Source organism: Bordetella flabilis, from assembly GCF_001676725.1.
GTDB classification, from domain to species: Bacteria; Pseudomonadota; Gammaproteobacteria; order Burkholderiales; family Burkholderiaceae_B; genus Bordetella_C; species Bordetella_C flabilis.
In genome coordinates this window covers 2,253,276-2,272,428 of the sequence record NZ_CP016172.1, presented here as the reverse complement: position 1 = coordinate 2,272,428, position 19,153 = coordinate 2,253,276, and the positions used below count along the sequence as shown (strand labels likewise).

Below are 19,153 nucleotides of genomic sequence, written 5' to 3'. Positions count from 1 at the left end.
AGTCGGCGCGGGTCCGTGCGTCTAGTCGGAGGGACGCGATACGCGTTCCGGAGGGAGCAGGGTTGCAGCCACGATCCTGCGGAGCGTGGCTGGAGTCGCTTACTTCGACTCACCCACCATGGTCTTGACCATCTCCCACTTGCCACCCTTGACTTGGTACATGGTGACAGACACTTCCTTTAGATTGCCCTTGTCGTCATAGGCGATATGGTCGCTCGTCGCGCCTTTGCGGTTCAGCTTCTTCAGCATGGGCAGATATTTTTCGGGATCGGAGGAGCCCGCCTGCTCCATGGCGGTGATCATGTTCCACGCGCCGTCATAGGCATAGGGCGCGTAGACGCCGGGGTCCTTCTTGAAGCGGGCCTTGTACGCCTGCAGGAAGGCCTTGCCCGCCGGCATCTGGTCGAGCGGCACACCCGCCAGCGAAGCGTAAGTCCCTTCTGCCGCGTCCCCGGCCAGCTTGAGGAAAGTGTCGCTGCGCGTCATCTCCCCGGAGAGAAATGGTACGTTCAGGCCCAGCGTGACCCATTGTTTCTTCATGGGGCCCGACTGCGCATCCAGCCCGCCGAAGAACACGGCGTCCGGCGCGCTTCCCTTGATGTTGGTAAGAATGGCGGTGAAGTCGTTGGCCTTGTCGTTCGTATATTCGCGCCGCACGATTTGCCCACCGGCCGCCTTGACCGCCTTTTCCACCTCATCGGCAAGGCCCTGCCCATACGCGGTACGGTCATCGATGATCGCAACCTTTTTGGCCTTCAGGTCCTCCACGATGAACTTGCCGACCGCGGCGCCTTGCTGGGTGTCGCTGGTCATCATGCGGAACGCCGATTCGTAGCCCTGCGTGGTGTATTGTGGCGCGGTCGCCATGGCGATCTGCGGCAGGCCCGCATCGTGATAGACCTGCGAGGCCGGGATGGTGGTGCCGGAGTTGAAATGGCCGAGGATGCCGTGCACGTCCGCATCGACGAGCTGTTGCGCAACCGTGACGCCCGTCTTCGGATCGGCTTGATCGTCCTTGCTGTTCAATTCGAACTTGGCGACCTTGCCGTCCAGCTTGATGCCTTTCTTGTTCGCTTCCTCGATGGCGAGGAGCAGCCCATTCTGCATATCCTCGCCGTAGTGGGCCTGCGGACCGGTCAGCGGCCCTGCGTAGCCCAGTTTGACATCGGTCGTATCCGCGGCCTGCGCGACGCCGGCCAGACATACCCCGGCCGCGATCGCGGTGACGAGCGATTTGATTGTTGTGGTGATACGCATCTATTCCTCCTTGTAGGATAGGGCTGTGTGATGGGCGGGATTGTTCCCCGCTATCCTTACCCGGCCCGCGGATGACAGGCCGTGTATTCCTGATAATGTTTCCACGCGGGACAGGCGCAGGCCTGGCGCGGCCTGCGCCATGGAAAGCGCATTTTGATAGTGGCACACGGCGCCAGGTATTGGCGATTACCCTTCCCGCCGCGATACCCCGCGTCCTGGACAACGGGATGGTAAGTCATGACGCGCGGCGATGCGTTCCCCACTCACTGCCGTGAAATACATGCCGTTTCCACGTCTTGTATGCGGTATGGCGGCGCCGGCGCATCGTATACCAACTAGCCGATCGTCATGAGGCTGGCATTGCCGCCCGCCGCCGCCGTGTTGACGCTGATCGAACGTTCTGCCACGAGACGGTCCAGCACATAGCCCTGGCCCTGGACGGCCGCATCGGTGGACAGACCCTGGACCGAGACGATCGGGCCCGGACGCGCCGCGACGCGACGGCCGAGTACGCGCAAGGCATCGCTATCCCCCTCGAAGAGCACCGCTTGGTAATCCGCGGTGTCAATCTCGTCATCGGTAATCAGGGCGACGCTGTCGCGCTGCGTTGCCTGCACGCTTTGCGCCAGTGCCCGGCCGGCATCGTTGTCCACGAACAAGGCGCGGTTCCCCGTCGCCTGCACCGCCGCCCATTGCGCGCGCGCACCGTCCTGCGTCGCCGCCACGCACAGCACCGCGCCGCGTGGCTCCAGGCGGTATGTATTGGCTTCACCCGTCGGTCCCGGCAATGTCAGCACGACCGGCATGGCCGGCGACGTGCCGCCCATCGGCAAGCCGGCGGGACGTACCGACAGCAGACGGTACAGGTACAGGGGGCCGCCAGCCTTGGGGCCGGTCCCTGACAACCCTTCCCCCCCGAAGGGCTGCACGCCCACGACCGCACCGACGATGTTGCGGTTCACGTACATATTGCCCGCATGCACGCGCGTCGTCACATGCGCGATGGTCTCGTCGATCCGGGTATGCACGCCGAACGTCAAGCCATACCCGGTCGCGTTGATATCGTCGAGCAAGGCATCGAGCTGGTCGCGCTTGTAGCGCACCACATGCAGCACGGGTCCGAACACTTCACGCTTGAGCTCTCGCACACCGCCGATCTCAATAAGGGTGGGCGCCACGAAGGTCCCGTGGCGGCACGCCGGCGGCAGCTCCAGCTGCGTCACGGTTTTGCCCGCCGAGCGCATGCCGTCGATATGGCGTTGAATGCCCTCGCGCGCTTCTTCGTCGATGACCGGACCTACGTCGGTGGACAAATGATCCGGATTACCGATGCGCAGTTCGGCCATGGCCCCGCGCAGCATTTCCAACACGCGGTCGGCATTGTCCTCCTGCACGCACAGCACCCGCAGCGCGGAACAACGCTGGCCGGCGGAATCGTAGGCGGAACTCAGGACGTCGTAGACGACTTGTTCGGTAAGCGCCGAAGAATCGACCACCATGGCATTCTGCCCGCCCGTTTCAGCGATCAGCGGAATGGTGTGCCCCGCGTCATCCAACCGGTCGGCGAGACTGCGTGCGATCAACCTTGCCACATCCGTCGAACCGGTGAACAACACGCCGCGAACCTCGGCGCTGCCGACCAGCGCCGCGCCCACGGTTTCTCCGCGGCCCGGAAGAAGCTGAACCGCGTCATCCGGCACGCCGGCGGCGCGCAGGATGGTCACCGCTTGCGCCGCGATGAGCGGGGTCTGCTCCGCGGGCTTGGCCAGTACCGCATTGCCGGCCGCCAGTGCAGCCGCCACCTGCCCCGTGAAGATCGCCAGTGGGAAATTCCACGGGCTGATGCATAGGACGGGGCCCAGGGGACGATGCGTGGCGTTGTCGAACTCGCGCTCGGCCTGATCGGCGTAGTAGCGCAGGAAATCCACGGCTTCGCGTACCTCGGCAATCGCGTTGGGCAAGGATTTGCCCGCCTCGCGCACGATCAGGCCCAGGAGGGTCTGCATCTGCTCTTCGAGCATCTGCGCGGCGCGCCGCAGACAGCGCGCGCGATCGGCCACCGGCGTGGATTGCCAGATGGAGGCGCCCTGAGTGGCACGCCGCAGCGCAAGCGCGGTATCGGCTTCATTCGCCTCGATGACGTGCCCGACCACATCGCGATGGTCGGCGGGATTGCGCACGGGCACCGCACGGCTCTCGTCCGAGGCCGCGGCCGCGCCGCCGATCATGGGATAGGCCTGCCACGCCGTACCGGTGCTGGACAGCAGCGCCGCCGACAGCGACGCGAGGCGATGTTCGTTGCTGAGGTCCAGCCCCTGCGAGTTGGGCCGCGCGCCGTTGCGCACGCTCCCATAGAGTTCGCGCGGCAGCGGGATCTTGTCATGCGGCGCACCGAGCGGAGTGATGGCGGACGCGACTTCGACCGGATCCTGGACAAGTTCCTCTATGGAGATGCTGTCGTCGCCGATGCGATTGACGAAGGATGTATTGGCACCATTCTCCAGCAGACGGCGAACCAGATATGCCAGCAAGGTTTCATGCGTTCCCACCGGCGCATAAATGCGGCACGGCCGGTTCAGCTTGCCTTGCGTGACCGGCCCCACCACCTCTTCGTAGAGCGACTCGCCCATCCCGTGCAGGCACTGGAATTCGTACTGCCCGGGATAATAGTTCTGCCCAGCCAGGTGATAGATGGCCGACAGCGTATAGGCGTTGTGCGTGGCGAACTGTGGGAACACCGCCTCGGGCGCAGCCAGCAGCTTGCGCGCGCAGGCCAGGTACGCGACGTCGGTATATACCTTGCGGGTATAGACGGGGTAGCCTTCCAGCCCGTCGACCTGGGCACGCTTGATCTCGCTGTCCCAATACGCACCCTTTACCAGGCGGATCATCAAGCGGTGGCGGCTGCGGCGCGCGAGGTCGATGACGTAGTCGATCACGAAGGGCGCACGCTTCTGGTAAGCCTGGATCACGAAACCTATTCCGTTCCAGCCTTCGAGCTCTGGATCGAAGCACAACGCCTCAAGCAGGTCCAGCGAGATCTCCAGGCGATCTGCTTCCTCAGCGTCGATGTTCAGGCCGATGTCGTAGCTGCGGGCCAGACGTGTCAGGGCGCGGACGCGCGGCAGCAGCTCGCCCATGACGCGCTCGCGCTGGGCGCGCGAATAGCGCGGGTGCAGCGCGGACAGCTTGATGGAGATGCCAGGACCCTGGTAGATGCCGCGCCCGGCGGCCGCCTTGCCGATCGCCTGTATGGCCTGTTCATAGGAGGCATAGTAGCGGTCGGCGTCCGCCGAGGTGGTGGCCGCCTCGCCCAGCATGTCGTAGGAATAGCTGAAGCCCTTTGCTTCCATCTTGCGGTTGTTCGCCAGCGCTTCCGAAATTGTCTGGCCGGAGACGAACTGTTCACCCATCATGCGCATGGCGATGTTGACGCCCTTGCGGATCAACGGCTCCCCGCCCTTGCCGATCAGGCGCGTCAGCGCACGCGACAGCGACTGCTCGCTGTTGACCGCCACCAGCTTGCCGGTAAGCATCAGCCCCCAGGTCGCCGCGTTGACGAACACCGACGGCGATCCGCCCATATGGGAACGCCAGTCGCCCCGGGCGATCTTGTCGCGTATCAGGGCATCGCGAGTCGCGCGATCCGGGATGCGCAACAGCGCCTCGGCCAGGCACATCAGTGCTACGCCTTCCTGGCTGGACAGCGAGAACTCCTGGATCAGTCCTTCCACCCCGCCGCCGCCGCGCTTCTCTCGCAGGGACTTGACCAGCCCGGCGGCCGTGGCGTGGATTTTTTCCGGGTTGGGCATCCGTGCCTGGCCTACCAGCAGGGGCACGCATTCCGGCTCCGGACGACGATATGCCGCCGTGATGGCGGCACGCAGCACGGACTGCGATTGCACGTCCTGTCCGAATTCGAAGAACGGGGGCACATGAGCAGGGGCCTGCAATTCGCTGTCGTCGGGCAGCGCATCGGCCCCGGCGAAGTGCGCGATTTCGGCCGGCAGTTGGCCGCGTTCGATCCGTTCCAGGTAAGCCGCGATGGCCTGCTTATGCAGCCAATGAGGGGTGCATTTCAATTTGGCGGCGGCATCCCTGAGACGGTCGCGCAACGCTTCATCGACCTTGACGCCAAGAGTTGTGGTGCCCATTTGCGTGATACTCGCTCTAGAACAAGAGGCGCGCCCTTGGGCGGCGCGGGTTGGAGCGGGATGTTAGGCGGGTTGCACCTCAACGAATACTAGGGTTAACCCTAATTAATACGCCGTACACGCGCGGTCGGCTGAACGGTTCACGAAGGTACGCAGCCTGACAGCCGAACATGGTCTCCACTGGCTTGCGCGCGGTGGCCCCCGGCGCGTATGCCCGTCGCGATGGTGGATGCCAGTTGCGCCGTGGCCTGCCGCAGCGCAGTGACCGCCTGAGCCGGTGCGGAACCGCCAATGGGCACCTGCACGACGCTGCGGCAAAGCAGGGCCCCGCCTTGAATATTGCTAGGCCGGATACGCCATGTCGCGTCCACCACGGCCGCACCGCCCGCCACGGCTTCGAAGCGCTGGACATCTACCTGTACGCGCCACACGGGCGCGGAAGCCGGTGCGGTAATGGACTGGACATCCAGCACGCCGAGGTCGTGCACCAGCGCGGCGGAAAGCGCCCCGCGGATTTCGTCAGGCAGGGGCGCTGTCCAACGGTCGGAATAATAGGCCGCGACCGTGCCATCCGGCTGGCGCATCATGATTTGCGGTTGATCAGCCTGAGGCGGCACATTCACCGGCGTCACAACCAGCAGGTATGGCGAGGCCCCGCCCCCCTGGTCCCGCGTCGGTGCAGCTTGCGCGGTCTCCGGACCGACCAGGGTGTAATACTGCACCGGGGGCGACGCGGCGCAGCCGATGAGGGCCGCACCCAGCACAAGGCCGGCGGCGGTCAGCTTCAGGGCGGAGTGGGCTTTCATCGTGATTTTCCAATGGTGCCTGCGCCTGGCAAGGGATCAGGACCGCGACCGCGCAGCAGGGCTTCGGGGTTTGCTTGGAGATAGTCGGCCAGCGCGCGCAGGGATCTCGCCGCACGCCCCAGTTCGTCCATGGCGCGCTGCGCATTCACTGGCAGGTCGGCATCCGGAGCCAGCAACCTGCCCAGGTCTATCAGTGATTTGTTAGCCTGTTTGAGCACGGCCTGGGCTTGCGGCGCGAGCTGCGTGTCCAGGCGGCCCATGAGCCGCGACGTGCTGGCCAGCGTGCGTTGCAGGTCCTCGCCGATTTTGTCGAACGGAATCTTATCGAGCTTGGCCGCAATGCTGCTGATCTGCTGCTGCAACTGATCCAGATTGCCCGGCATCGTCGGAATGGGAGCCGGATTCGCCATCTTGAACTCCACCGGCTGCGCCCGCGGGAACACGTCCAGCGCGACGTATAGCTGGCCCGTCAGCAGATTGGAGCTGCGCAACTGCGCTCGCAATCCATGCTCGATCATCGATGCAAGCAACCGTTCGCCCGGGTGCGCCGGATCCTTGCCATCCTCGCGCTCGGCGAACGCGCGCACGCGCTCATAGACCGGTCCCAGGCGCTGCGGATACAGGTTTGCATACACTACCGCGAAGAACTGCTTGGTGCGTGTGTCGAAGTCCATGGTGATGGAATCGACCTGGCCCAGCACGACGCCATTGAAATCGATCGGCGCCCCGACCCCCAGGCCACGAATGGACTGGTCAAAACGCATCACGACCGGGAACGGCTCACCGTCGGGCGTGGCTTCGGCGACGCTCTGATTATTGAAGAGCGCGAAGGTCGTATCGGCTTTGGCGGGCGGTGACGGCGCATCGCCACTCTTCTGCCCGAACGCAATTCCGCCCACCGCGACAGAAAGAAGCGATTGCGTGCGGACTTTCAATCCATCCGCATTCAGCGTGAAGTCGACACCGCTGGCGTTCCAGAAATGCGTATCGGCCGTGACGAAACGGTCATTCGGCGCATCGACGAAGATCTGGATATTCACGTAATGGCCGGTGCTGTCCAACTGATAACCGATCACCTGGCCAACACTGATACGGCGGTAATACACAGGGGAACCAACGTCCAGCGAACCCAGGTCAGAGGCACGCAGGGTGAACCTTTTGCCCGGCCGATCGTGGGTGACCTCCGGAGGCGACTCCAGGCCGACGAAGTCGGTCTTTTCTTCATCGGACACCGGTTTGCCATCCAGCGTCTTGCCGTTGGGCGCGTCCACCCCGATATACGCGCCCGACAGCAGCGTGCCCAGGCCCGATACGCCGCTCAAGCCCAGTCGCGGACGCACCACCCAGAACCGGGTGTCCTGGCGCGCAATACTGGCGGCCTCTTTGGCGAGTTCCGCCCTGACGATCACCTTGGACCGGTCTTCGCTGAGCCGTATGCTTTTCACCGTGCCAATATCCACGTCCTTGTACCGCACCCGCGTCTTGCCCACTTCCAGGCCTTCGGCGGTATTGAACGTGATGGTGACGGTCGGCCCGGATTCAAACCAGGTACGTGCCAGCAGGGAGAGCCCTGCCAGGGCGGCCACAATGGGGATCAGCCAGATCCAGGATATACCTCGTTTCCGGCGCGTGACTTCCGGCGCCCGGACTTCATTATTTTTTCCGGGCGGTACTGGGTCGGACATGCTGCTGCTTCCTTTTCCTTATGCTTATGCGTTCCCACTGTCCGCCGGTACCCCCGGCCGGTCATGGACACCAGGCTTGATGCCCACATCGGCCCGCTCCCGTGCGGCCACCGCGTCATCTTCCAAGCCTTGATCCACCGCGTGGTCCCATCCGCGGCGCGGGTCGAAACTCATGGCCGCCAGCATGGTGAAAATAACCACCATGCCAAACGCGCCGGCCCCGGGCCCGGCGCTGATCGCCATCAAACCCTGGAACTGCGCCAGCGCGGCCAGCAGTATTACCACGAACACATCCAGCATGGACCACTGCCCAATGAACTCGACGATTCCGTAAAGCCGCGTGCGCTGGCGCAGGTTATTCACATTGCCCCGTTGCACCTGCCATGCCAATATCGCCAGCGACAGCAGCTTGGTGATCGGGACCATCACGCTGGCGACAAACACGATCACGGCAATGTCCCAGGAACCGGTCTGCCAGAGTTCGATCACGCCGCCCAGAATGGTATGCGCACTATTGCCAAGTAGCGAGTCGATATTCATGACAGGCAGGATGTTGGCCGGAATATAAAGGATGGCGGCCGCTATCAACAAAGCCCACGTACGGTTCAAATGATCCGGTTTGCGCAAATGCACGATAGCATTGCAACGCAGGCAATGGTGCCTGCCCTCTGGCGCACCGCGCTGCACCGCCTGCACCTGTCCACATACATGGCATCCAGTCAGGACTTCCCCTTCCCCCGCCTGCGGCACGTGCACGGGCACGATCCCGCGGTCTTCGGCGAACCGCCACACCACATGCGGCGTCAGGCGACCCAGCATGGTAAGCAGAATCGTCAACAACGCGAAGCCGCCCAGACCTATCCCGGGCGATACGGCGGCCATGCCTGCCAGCTTGACCACCGCCACCAGGACACCCAGCAGGAACACCGGCACCATGCTCCAGGGCTCCAGCATGCCCAGCCAACGCGTCGCCATCGCAAAGCCGCGGGGCAGAGTACCAACCGCAAGCGGATACAGGACCCAAAGGAGCAACAACAGCTGCAGGAGGGGCAGAACGAAACCCGCCAAGCCCGTCATCACGGCGACGAGCTCGTGGTTCTGGTCCCAGGTAACCGTGATGGCATTCAGCAAGGACGCCTGCTGCACCATGGCCTGCACCCGCATAATGGCCACGGGATAGGCGTTGGCGATCACAAAAACGATCAGGGCGGTCAGCGCAACCGCCAACCACCCTGATATCGCCAGACCGCTATACCGCCACAGCACGGTGCCGCATCGGCTGCATGAAGCCTGTTCACCTGGCCCCAACTCCTGGCGGCGATACACGCTGCCGCAATGCCCGCAGGAGGTAAGAGGCGCTTCGACTGCCATTAATCCGCCAGGGCGACTTCCTGCGCGTCAGGCGCGTCCGAGGCCGGCTTGTCACCGAAAGTAAGCCGAACCTTGCCTTCGTCATCCAGGTCCACGGTAACCGACCCGCCATCGACCAGTTTGCCGAACAGCAATTCGTCGGCCAATGCACGTCGGATGGTGTCCTGGATCAGGCGCTGCATCGGTCGCGCTCCCATGAGCGGATCGAAACCTTCCTTGGCCAGGTGGGCTCGCAGGGACTCCGTGAACACCGCATCGACGCGACGCTCATGCAACTGGTCTTCCAGCTGCATCAGGAACTTGTCGACGACGCGCAGGATGATTTCGCGCGACAGCGGCGAGAACGGAATGATGGCGTCCAGGCGATTGCGGAACTCCGGCGTGAACATCCGGCGGATCTCGGCCATTTCATCACCGACCACGCGGGAGTTGGCGAACCCGATGGACGGCCGATTCAATGTTTCAGCGCCCGCGTTGGTCGTCATGATCAGGATCACATTACGGAAGTCCGCCTTGCGGCCGTTATTGTCCGTCAACGTGCCATGATCCATCACCTGCAGCAGGATGTTGAACACATCCGGATGCGCCTTTTCGATTTCGTCGAGCAGCAGGACGCAATGCGGTTGCTTGGTAATCGCCTCCGTCAGCAGTCCGCCCTGATCGAAGCCGACGTACCCCGGGGGCGCGCCGATCAGGCGCGATACCGCGTGGCGTTCCATGTATTCCGACATGTCGAAGCGCAGCAGCTCGACACCCATGGTGAATGCCAACTGACGGGCGACCTCGGTCTTGCCCACGCCAGTGGGGCCCGAGAAAAGGAATGCGCCAATCGGCTTCTCCGGTTTGCCCAAGCCCGAGCGCGCCATCTTGATGGAAGCGGCCAATGCCTCGATCGCTCCATCCTGCCCGAACACAACGGTCTTCAAATCCCGGTCCAGCGTTGCCAGCTTGCTGCGGTCGTCATTGGAGACCGACTGCGGCGGAATGCGGGCGATCTTCGACACGATGTTCTCGATGTCGACCTTCCCGATGACTTTTTTCTGCCGTGAACGCGGCAACAGGCGTTGAGCCGCCCCGGCTTCGTCGATCACATCGATCGCCTTGTCCGGAAGATGCCGATCGTTGATATGGCGCGCCGACAACTCGGCAGCCGCAAGCAACGCAGCAGCCGAATAACGGACATTGTGGTGCTCTTCGAAACGTGTCTTCAGGCCACGCAGGATCTGCACGGTCTGCTCCACACTGGGCTCGCTGACGTCGATTTTCTGGAACCGGCGCGACAGCGCGTGGTCCTTTTCAAACACGCCGCGATACTCCGTATAGGTGGTCGCACCGATGCACTTCAGTTGCCCTGACGACAAGGCCGGCTTGAGCAGGTTGGAGGCGTCCAGCGTACCGCCCGACGCCGAACCGGCGCCGATCAAGGTGTGGATCTCGTCGATGAACAGGATGGCGTCGGGATTGCCGCGCAATTGCTTGAGGACGCCCTTGAGCCGCTGTTCGAAATCGCCACGGTATTTGGTTCCCGCCAGCAAGGCACCCATATCCAGCGCGTAAACCTGCGCCGCCTGGAGGATTTCCGGCACTTCACCGCGCGTGATCCGCCATGCCAACCCCTCGGCAATTGCAGTCTTGCCTACTCCGGCTTCGCCAACCAGCAATGGGTTGTTCTTCCGGCGCCGGCACAGGACCTGAATGACGCGCTCCACCTCGGATTCGCGGCCAATCAGTGGATCGATGCGTCCGGCCAACGCGGCGGCATTCAGGTCGGTCGCATACTGGTCCAGGGGGGACTGGCGCGATTCGCCCTGTTCCTCCGGATTCGGCTGCTGCTCCTTCTGCGACGCGGCGGATTCGACCTGCGGCTGCTTGGTGATGCCATGCGACAGGAAATTGACGACGTCCAGCCGTGTGACGCCCTGCTGCTGCAGGTAATACACGGCGTGCGAATCCTTTTCGCCGAAAATGGCCACCAGCACATTGGCTCCGGTCACCGGCTTCTTGCCGCTGCCGCCCGCCGATACGTGCATGATCGCGCGCTGGATCACCCGCTGGAACCCGAGGGTGGGCTGGGTATCCACCTCGGCACCGCTGGGAATGACGGGCGTGTTCTCGTTGACGAACTGGCGCAGGTTACGCCGAAGATCATCAAGATTCGCCGCGCAGGCGCGCAACACTTCGACCGCCGACGCGTTGTCGAGCAGCGATAACAGCAGATGCTCTACTGTAATAAATTCGTGTCGGGCCGATCGGGCCTCGACGAAAGCCATATGCAGGCTGACTTCAAGCTCTTGGGAAATCACGCTTCCTCCATGACGCATCGAAGCGGACATAAACACAAGACATATTCTATGCCTATCGGAGCGTAACGCCAGCGATTTCAAATTCGATCCGGTCGTAACGCCCGCGGCTGTCCATGACCGTGAGCGTATACCGACCGTCGCGCGCCAGCGACACTGTAAAAGGATGACCGGCCTGACCTTGTGCGAGCACGCGGCCGTCCAGCATCCACCATAACTCACCTTGCGCCCCGCTCGCGTCGACGTCCATAGCGACGCGACGCTGTCCCGGGACGGGACGCAATACCGAACCGTCAGCAACGCCGACCAGGCGTATCGGAGCCTGCCCGGTATCCGCATAGCCCGCAAACGAGGGCGGAACGGTGTTGTTCAAAGTCCACGCCAGCCGCTGCTGCGGGCATGAGCCGGCGGGCACCTCGTCCGTGCTCACGCCCAACGGCCAGCAGGTCACGACCGGCAGAACGCTTGCGGGGCGGACGCGCGGCAGCGCAGCCGCGTCCGGCATCGCCGCCACGATGTCTCGCAGCAGCGGCGCCGCCACATTGGCGCCGAAAAACCCGGGATTGGGCGTTCCATCCGGCCGTCCCACCCACACACCGATGGTCCAATGGTCCGTTACGCCGACCGCCCAGGCATCACGAAAGCCGAAGCTGGTTCCGGTTTTCCAGGCGAGCGCCTTGCCAGCCGCGGCAGTCTGGTACAACGGCCGGTCCGGATGCCCGCCACCTTCGAGGATGTCACGCACGATCCAGGCTGCCCCGGGACTTATCATACGGGACTCCTGCAAGGGCTGCCGGGGATCCAGCCGGGGGCGACCGGCAACGCCACCGCGCGCCAAAGCGCGATAGGCGCCGACCAGTTCTTCCAAGGTGGTGCCGCCCCCGCCCAAAATCAAGCTCAGATTGGGCGTGGCACCGGCCGGCATGCGAAGACGGACGCCTGCGCCTAGCATAACCGATGCAAAATGCGCGGGCCCGATACGATCCAGCAGGTCGACCGCAGGCACGTTAAGCGAACGCTGTAAAGCTTGCGCGACGCTGACGGGACCGGAGAAATCGGCTTGGAAATTTCCCGGCGCATAGCCGCCGAAAGACAACGGCAGGTCCAGCAGCAGGCTTTCGGAATGGATCAGGCCTTCGTCCAACGCCATGCCGTACAGGAAGGGCTTGAGCGTGGACCCCGGGGAACGCACCGCCGACACCATATCCACGTGCGCGTAACGGGTATTGTCGGAGTAATCCGCGGAACCGGCGTACGCGCGCACGGCCAGACTATCGTTGTCCATCACCAGCGCAGCCATCGACACCTTGGACGGCAGCGCATCGACGCGGTCGATCAGCAGTTGCTCGACCCTGGCCTGGATTTCCGCGTCGATAGTCGACGCAATAACGGCGCCCGATAAGGCGCCCCGGGCGGCGCCCGCACCGCGCACCAGGCGCTGTGCCGCCAACGGCGCAAGCCAGTGGGCGCGTAGCGGCGGCGCCATCACCGGCTCCATCTTCGCATCGGCCACCTGCGCTGGCGTCCATCGGCGCAGTCGCGCCATACGGTCCAAAACCTTGTCGCGAGCCGCCCGCGCTTGCTCCGGATGACGATCGGGCCGCAGCAACGAGGGGGATTGAGGCAGCGCGGTGAGCAACGCCGCTTCACCCGCACTCAGGTCACGCGCGGACTTCCCCAGCCACAGGCGCGCCGCCATCTCAGCTCCTTCGACGATACCGCCCATCGGAGCGCGGCCGAGATAGATCGCCAGGATATCGTCCTTGCTGTAGTGCATTTCAAGCTGGACTGCGCGCAGGACCTGGCGCATCTTTGTGGCCAGCGTGCGGGACGACCGGCCGGCCAGGGCCGGGTCGATAAGGCGCGCCACCTGCATGGTCAAAGTAGAACCGCCAGAGACGATGCGCCCGGTGACCAGCCATTGCCACGCAGCGCGTGCCATGGCAACGGGATTGACGCCCGGATGCCAGCGAAACCAACGATCTTCGTAGGTCAGTAGCGTTTCCAGGTAGAGCGGCGACACGCGGTGCGGCGCGACGGGATAGCGCCAGATTCCGTCCCGGCTGGGATAGTTGCGCAACGGCGTGCCGTCGGCCGCGGCGACCACCAGTGCACCGTCCGCATAAGCGGCGGGCAAAGGCCAAACACGATCGGCTATGGCGGCCAGCGCCCCACAAACGGCGAGCACCAGCAAAAGCGCGCGAACACGGCGCCACCCCCGTTTACGGGGCGCCCCGCCGCGCGGGCCGTCCGACCTTGAATGGGCGCCGGAGAGGCTCATCTCACCGGCGCGCTGCGATCGCGGATTTCGATATCGCTCCAAGAGTCGCCCACGCCGCGGACCTCGGGGCGATACATATCCTCCGCCACGACCGACGGCACGGTATATCGACCCGGCGTGACCACGCGCAGCATATAGAAGATGTCGACAGGCCCCTGGCCCAGGGTCACGGCGGCGACGAAGCGGTCGTCGCGGAACTCGGTATGCTTGACCCGGGAATCCGACAAGGCGTCCGCCACGCGCCGATTGGCGATGGTCCATTCGTTCATGTCAGGGTTCTGCGACAGATTCAGGTTTTCTATCTCGAAGCCCGCCGGTATCCGATCCACCACGAGGCCGTCGGGAATGGACCAGTTCGAGTCGGCACGTATCGCGCTCACAAGGATGTCGCCCGTTTGCAGGACGCCACCATCCCAGGCGCTGCCGTCCGGACGATACCAGCGCCGCTGCAGCTGGATCATATCGGTGCGCGGTGCGGGCGGCGTCTTGACGCTGCCCTGCACGTCGAATTCCGCGAACACCGGTTGCGTCCCGCTGTTGGCCAACTGGAGCCCCGCGACTGCCGCAGGCGATATGGTCAGCGTGCGGTCGTCGCCTCCCTGCACGACCTGCCTGTCGGCGCCGTTGGCTACGGTCACTTCCCAGCCCTGGCCGCCACCACCACCGGCGGCACGCGCCGCCCGCAGCATGGCCATCTGCTCCTGCGTAGAGAAGTAGGCACGATTGCCGAGCCGCGCCGCCAGGTCGACCAACAGCAGTTCGCGGCGCGGATGTTGCAGGTCATGTTCCCGCATCAAGGCATAAGAAAGGGCCAGGTCCCGCACCGCGGTCCCATAATCCCCCAGCCAGTCGTCCACGCGTCCCATGGTGCCCGGCAAGCCATAGGGCCGGCTCATGGCGGCGTCCAGGGCGCGCTGCATGCGTCCCTGGTCTCCCATCAGCTTGAACGCCGCGGCAAGCTGCACCAGCGGCAGCGGTGAAAAGGCTCGTTCCTGGTAATTGTCGAACAACTGCCGCACCGTCGACAACGGCGCCTTGCCATCGCGTGCCAGGGTCAGTGCCGCTGCCGCCAGTCCAGCGAAGCGCCGATGGTCCTCGCGCAGCACATCCCGACCATCCTGCACGCCCAGTCTGCGCTCCACGGCCGCCCGCAGCGCCGGGGACCACATACCAAAGCCGGCCGCGGTCTGCTGCAATTGCTGCAGCAGCCATACGCGTGAACGTTCGAGTGCTGTATCTGGCACTGCATAGCCGCGGTCGCGGGCTTCCTGCAGGAAGCTGACCGCATAGGCCGTAAGCCACACGTCGCGGTTGGATGCCGGCCCTCCCCATAGGGAATAGGCCCCACTGGCCCCGCGCATGCCCGACAAGCGTTGCAGGGCCTTGTCTACCCGTTGCTGTTGCGTCATGGTCGAGAAATCTTTCACGCCATAACGTTGCGCCGTGGCCGTGTTCATCCACAGCCACGGCCATGCCGCGCTGATGGTTTGCTCAGTGCAACCGTAGGGGTAAGTCAGCAGATCGCGCACAAGCCGCTCGACATTGAACGGCGGGCGTCCGGACACGGCCAGACTCACCGTCGCGGAATCGGGGTAATACGCCGACATCCAGGCTGCGTCCGGGGCGAAGCGCTCGCCCGGCATCAAACGGATGCGGTGAACCTGGCGTTCCGGCGCCTGCGCTGGCTCGACCTGCAAGACCGACTCACGCACGATTTGCAAGGGCGTGGGTCCACCCTGCCCGGAGACGGTCAGCCGCATCAGGCCCGGGCCATACGAGCCGGTGGTGGTCGCGGTATATCGAAGCGTGGTGCGTTGTTTGTCCTTGAGCGTCACGGTTCGCGTGTTATCCGCGATGGAGAGCGGGTCGCGAGCGTCCAGCACGATGTTCAAGGTTTGCGTCGCCCCGCTGAGGTTCGTCACATCGAGCGCGATGGCGGCCTGGTCGCCCGGGGTGATGAAGCGCGGCGTGCTCAGTTCAGCGACGACCGGCGCGGCAACGAGCATTTCGGCTTCGGCGCTGCCGTAGCGCTCACCCGTGAACGCCACGGCCATGAGCCGTAGCGTCCCATTGAAGTCTGGCACATCCAAGGGAATTTCCGCCTCCCCGTTCCTGTCCAGGGTGACGGGCCCGGAGAAAAGATCGACCAGCTTCACTTTCTTGGGCAAAGTGCGCGTATCCCCGCGCATCGCGGCATCGCCGCCCCACTTCAGCCGTCCCAGCGTGCCGTCCATTTTTTCGATCAGCTTGCCGTACATGTCCAGCATGTCGGGAGCGTAACGGTGTTTGCCGAAGAAATAGCCGAAGGGATCCGGTGTGGCGTAGCGATCGACGTTGAGTATGCCGACGTCCACCGCGGATAGCGTGACTGTCGCCGGTGTATCCGCCGCGCCGTCGACCTTCACCCGCACCTTGACCCGGGTTTCGGGCAACACCTTGCCCTGCGGCTGGAAGTTCAAATGAACCGCAAGCTTCCGGCTCGTCGTGTCCAGGGGCAAAGGCGCCAGGCCTACCGCCCGCGCCGGTGTAACGCGATCGCCTTGGCTTCCCGGCCGGAACACGACTGCTCCTATATAGAGGTCGTGCCGTTTCCAAGCGGCGTCCACCGGCACCTCGACCTCCGTGCCGGTGGCCTTGGCGTCCACCCAGGTCGACCAGAGCATGCGGTCGCCTTCCACGGTAACCAAGGCACGTCCGTCGTGAGGCGGGGTCAATGTCAGTTTCAAGCTGCCGCCGGGCTTGGCCGGCAAGCCCTCCACCTTCATCCGTACCCGGTCGGGCCGGTTCCCCGTGGATTCTTCGCTTTGCGCTCCCCAGCCCGCATAAAAGCGATAGCGCAAGGTCTGCCCGGTTTCCGGATCGGTGATCTCCAGGCGATAGCGACCGTAGGTTACCGGCACGTTGAAGGTTTCGCGACCCGACAGCGACAGGAGACCCGTGTCGGTCAGTTCATCCGTCTCGGTATATCCACTATTCCATCCACGCTGTTCGTCGTAGCGCCAGTAATATTGGCGGTCCTCCCGAAACAGGCGCATTTGCGCTTGCGCCAATGGCACGATGTTGCCCTGCGCGTCGAGACGCACCGCCTCAAAGCCTGCAGGCGTGTTCTCCTGCGCGACATCGCCATCGAATAATGGGCGTACGGCGACCAGCGAGGCCGCCGGCCATACCGACCGCGAAAGCGAGCGCACCACAGGCCGGCCTCCAGATTCGAGCAAGCTGGCAGACACACGGACTTGCAATGGCGATGCCGCTTTCTGGCCAGACAGATCGACGTCGATTTCACCCTTGCCGTGGTCGTCAAGCTGCGACTCCGGCAGTTCCTCGTAGTGGCGGATCCGGTCGTCGGCGACATCCCCGAAGATGAAGCCGGGCCACTGTACGGGTAGTGCCTGGCGCTCCCGCTTGACAGTGAAGCTCGCCAGCATGCGGTTGCCGGCCGCCGGGGCGCCGTAGAGATAATCGCCCTGCACAGCGATCTTCAAGGCCTGCCCCGGCTCCAGGACCCCGTCGGCTGCCGTCAAGGCAAGCTTCATCCGCTCCGGAAGAAACTCCTCCACGTGAAACGGCCACACGGTGTCGGCCTTGCGCGCCGCGGGGTCCACCCGTAACTCCAAGGACCACGTCCCGGTCTGCGCATCGGCGGGCAGATCGATGGCGTGCTGAACATACCCCTGCACTGTTGCATCAGGCCGCCATAGTCCCGTCTGCACGACGCGGCCGTCCGGGCGCTTCAAGGTGGCGGTCAAAGGGACCGGGGCCGGCAGGCGGCCGTCGGCATCGCGCGCCAGCACCGAGACCTGGAACGTCTCGCCGGGTCGGTATAAATCCCGGCCCGCATAGACGAAAAGGTTGTTATTTACCGAAGGCAGGCCACCGACATCGAATTCCGACAAATCCAATGCCGGCTCGCCGAGGGCCAGCACAGTCATTTCCTTGCCGCGGCTGGCCCGGATGACACGGGCGCGTTCATATGCCCCGTCGAAGCCCACATGGCCTTGTGCGTCGGCCGTCGCCTTGGCGAGCGGTTTACCGGCGTCGTCCAGGAGCTCGACAACGTCGGCGACGATAGGCTGGCCAGAGTTCAGGGATACCGTGAAGGCCTCGATGCGATCTGCATAACGGCGCGCGTGCAAGCCGATGTCGCTGACGTAGAAATAGGTGGTCTGGTATTCCGTGCGAAACCGCCCGGGTTCGCTCATGACCGCCACGTAGATACCCGCTTCCTGCAAAGGCTTTATCTGCTCGATCGGCAGGAATGTGACATGCCGGCGGTTCGGCCTGTTGTCCGTGAGGAAGCGGCCCTGATAGACACTGCTGGCGATGCTGTTCAGACGGTCGAGTTCCCAGGCACCCACCGCGCCCTTCAAGGACGTGGCGCCATAGCCGCCATCTCCTTCGTCGTCCGCTTCGCCTGCATCGGCGCGCTGGCTGCGATGGTTGCCCAGCAAAATATCGAAGAACGCGGGTACATGTTCGGGCGCCACGCGCAGAAACTGGACATCGACTTCAGGCATATTGACCGTGGCGACCGGCAACCCCCCATTCTGGCCCGCCGGAAGCACCACGCCACGGCTGGCGAAATAGAAAGTCGGAGGCATGGCGTCGGTATCGATCTGGCAGTGCCCGGATTGCCCCAGGCCGGTGCCGCTGGCGGCCGGCAAGCCGGCACCTACCCTGACTGCGTAGCGTCGTTGCGGCAGCACGTAAGGGAAATAGATGGTACGTGGATTCTCCCCGACCACCCAATTGCCCTGGACCTGCTTGCCCGGGGTGGCCGGATCACCCCTCTGGACCGGTGCGGGACGTGATGGCGCGGATGGCGCCTCGCCGCCCTCGTTTTCTGCGGGCGCCGGGGCGGCGCCGCTGTCAACGACCTGCAGATAGCGGCCGAGGTCTGCCTTGCGGTCTACCGGCTGCGTCAACATGATGGAGAGGGCCAGGCTGCCCTGGTACTGCCGCGCCGTGCAGTTCAATGCGGCAAAGGGCTCTGCGGTGCCTACCGTCCCGGTCGACGGCGGTAATGTGCCGGCCCCTGCGACCGGAGCCCGGCCGGCTGGCGTCGAGGCGATGACCGGTGCGTCGCCGGGAAAAAAAGCACGATAGCCAAACCAAAGCCCTGCCAAAAGCACTACTGCAGCCACGATGGCCGCGCCGGCCATACGGCCGGTCCGCTTCTCCTGCGCCACGACGCCCTCTCCCATGCTTTGGACCGCAAAAGCCTCCGGCGCGGTTTTATCTGAACCGGCTGCCTGCAGGCCACATATTGTTTATTGCTTTTTGCGGGCGGCCTGCGCAG

The 19,153-nt window shown here is 64.1% G+C and carries 8 protein-coding genes; all 8 read right to left on the bottom strand.

Translation table 11 applies throughout. The features are described from left to right. Window positions 1-99: 99 nt before the first annotated feature. Window positions 100-1,257: a branched-chain amino acid ABC transporter substrate-binding protein gene (locus BAU07_RS09915; protein WP_066656792.1), complete on the bottom strand. Its 1,158-nt coding sequence runs from the start codon at window positions 1,255-1,257 to the stop codon at window positions 100-102. A gap of 335 nt (window positions 1,258-1,592) precedes the next feature. Then, on the bottom strand, window positions 1,593-5,411 hold the full coding sequence (gene putA / locus BAU07_RS09910) for a trifunctional transcriptional regulator/proline dehydrogenase/L-glutamate gamma-semialdehyde dehydrogenase (protein WP_066656791.1): 3,819 nt from the start codon (window positions 5,409-5,411) through the stop codon (window positions 1,593-1,595). 140 nt (window positions 5,412-5,551) lie between these two features. Further along, window positions 5,552-6,217, bottom strand: a complete 666-nt coding sequence (locus tag BAU07_RS09905; protein ID WP_066656788.1) for a PqiC family protein — start codon at window positions 6,215-6,217, stop codon at window positions 5,552-5,554. Next, window positions 6,214-7,902: a PqiB family protein gene (locus tag BAU07_RS09900; protein WP_066656785.1), complete on the bottom strand. Its 1,689-nt coding sequence runs from the start codon at window positions 7,900-7,902 to the stop codon at window positions 6,214-6,216. The genes BAU07_RS09905 and BAU07_RS09900 overlap by 4 nt, the downstream gene beginning before the upstream one ends. Before the next feature lie 24 nt (window positions 7,903-7,926). After that, the gene (locus BAU07_RS09895) at window positions 7,927-9,273 is read right to left on the bottom strand and encodes a paraquat-inducible protein A (RefSeq protein ID WP_066656781.1); all 1,347 of its coding nucleotides are present in this window, start codon (window positions 9,271-9,273) and stop codon (window positions 7,927-7,929) included. Then, complete coding sequence (gene clpA / locus BAU07_RS09890; protein WP_066656778.1) at window positions 9,273-11,576, bottom strand: ATP-dependent Clp protease ATP-binding subunit ClpA; 2,304 nt, start codon at window positions 11,574-11,576, stop codon at window positions 9,273-9,275. The genes BAU07_RS09895 and clpA overlap by 1 nt, the downstream gene beginning before the upstream one ends. A gap of 52 nt (window positions 11,577-11,628) precedes the next feature. Next, the gene (pbpC, locus tag BAU07_RS09885; RefSeq protein ID WP_084025552.1) at window positions 11,629-13,854 is read right to left on the bottom strand and encodes a penicillin-binding protein 1C; all 2,226 of its coding nucleotides are present in this window, start codon (window positions 13,852-13,854) and stop codon (window positions 11,629-11,631) included. Further along, window positions 13,851-19,058 carry an alpha-2-macroglobulin family protein gene (locus tag BAU07_RS09880; protein ID WP_415830269.1) on the bottom strand — a complete coding sequence of 1,736 codons (5,208 nt, stop codon included), beginning with the start codon at window positions 19,056-19,058 and terminating at the stop codon, window positions 13,851-13,853. Before BAU07_RS09880 ends, pbpC begins: the two co-directional genes overlap by 4 nt. Window positions 19,059-19,153: the final 95 nt, after the last annotated feature.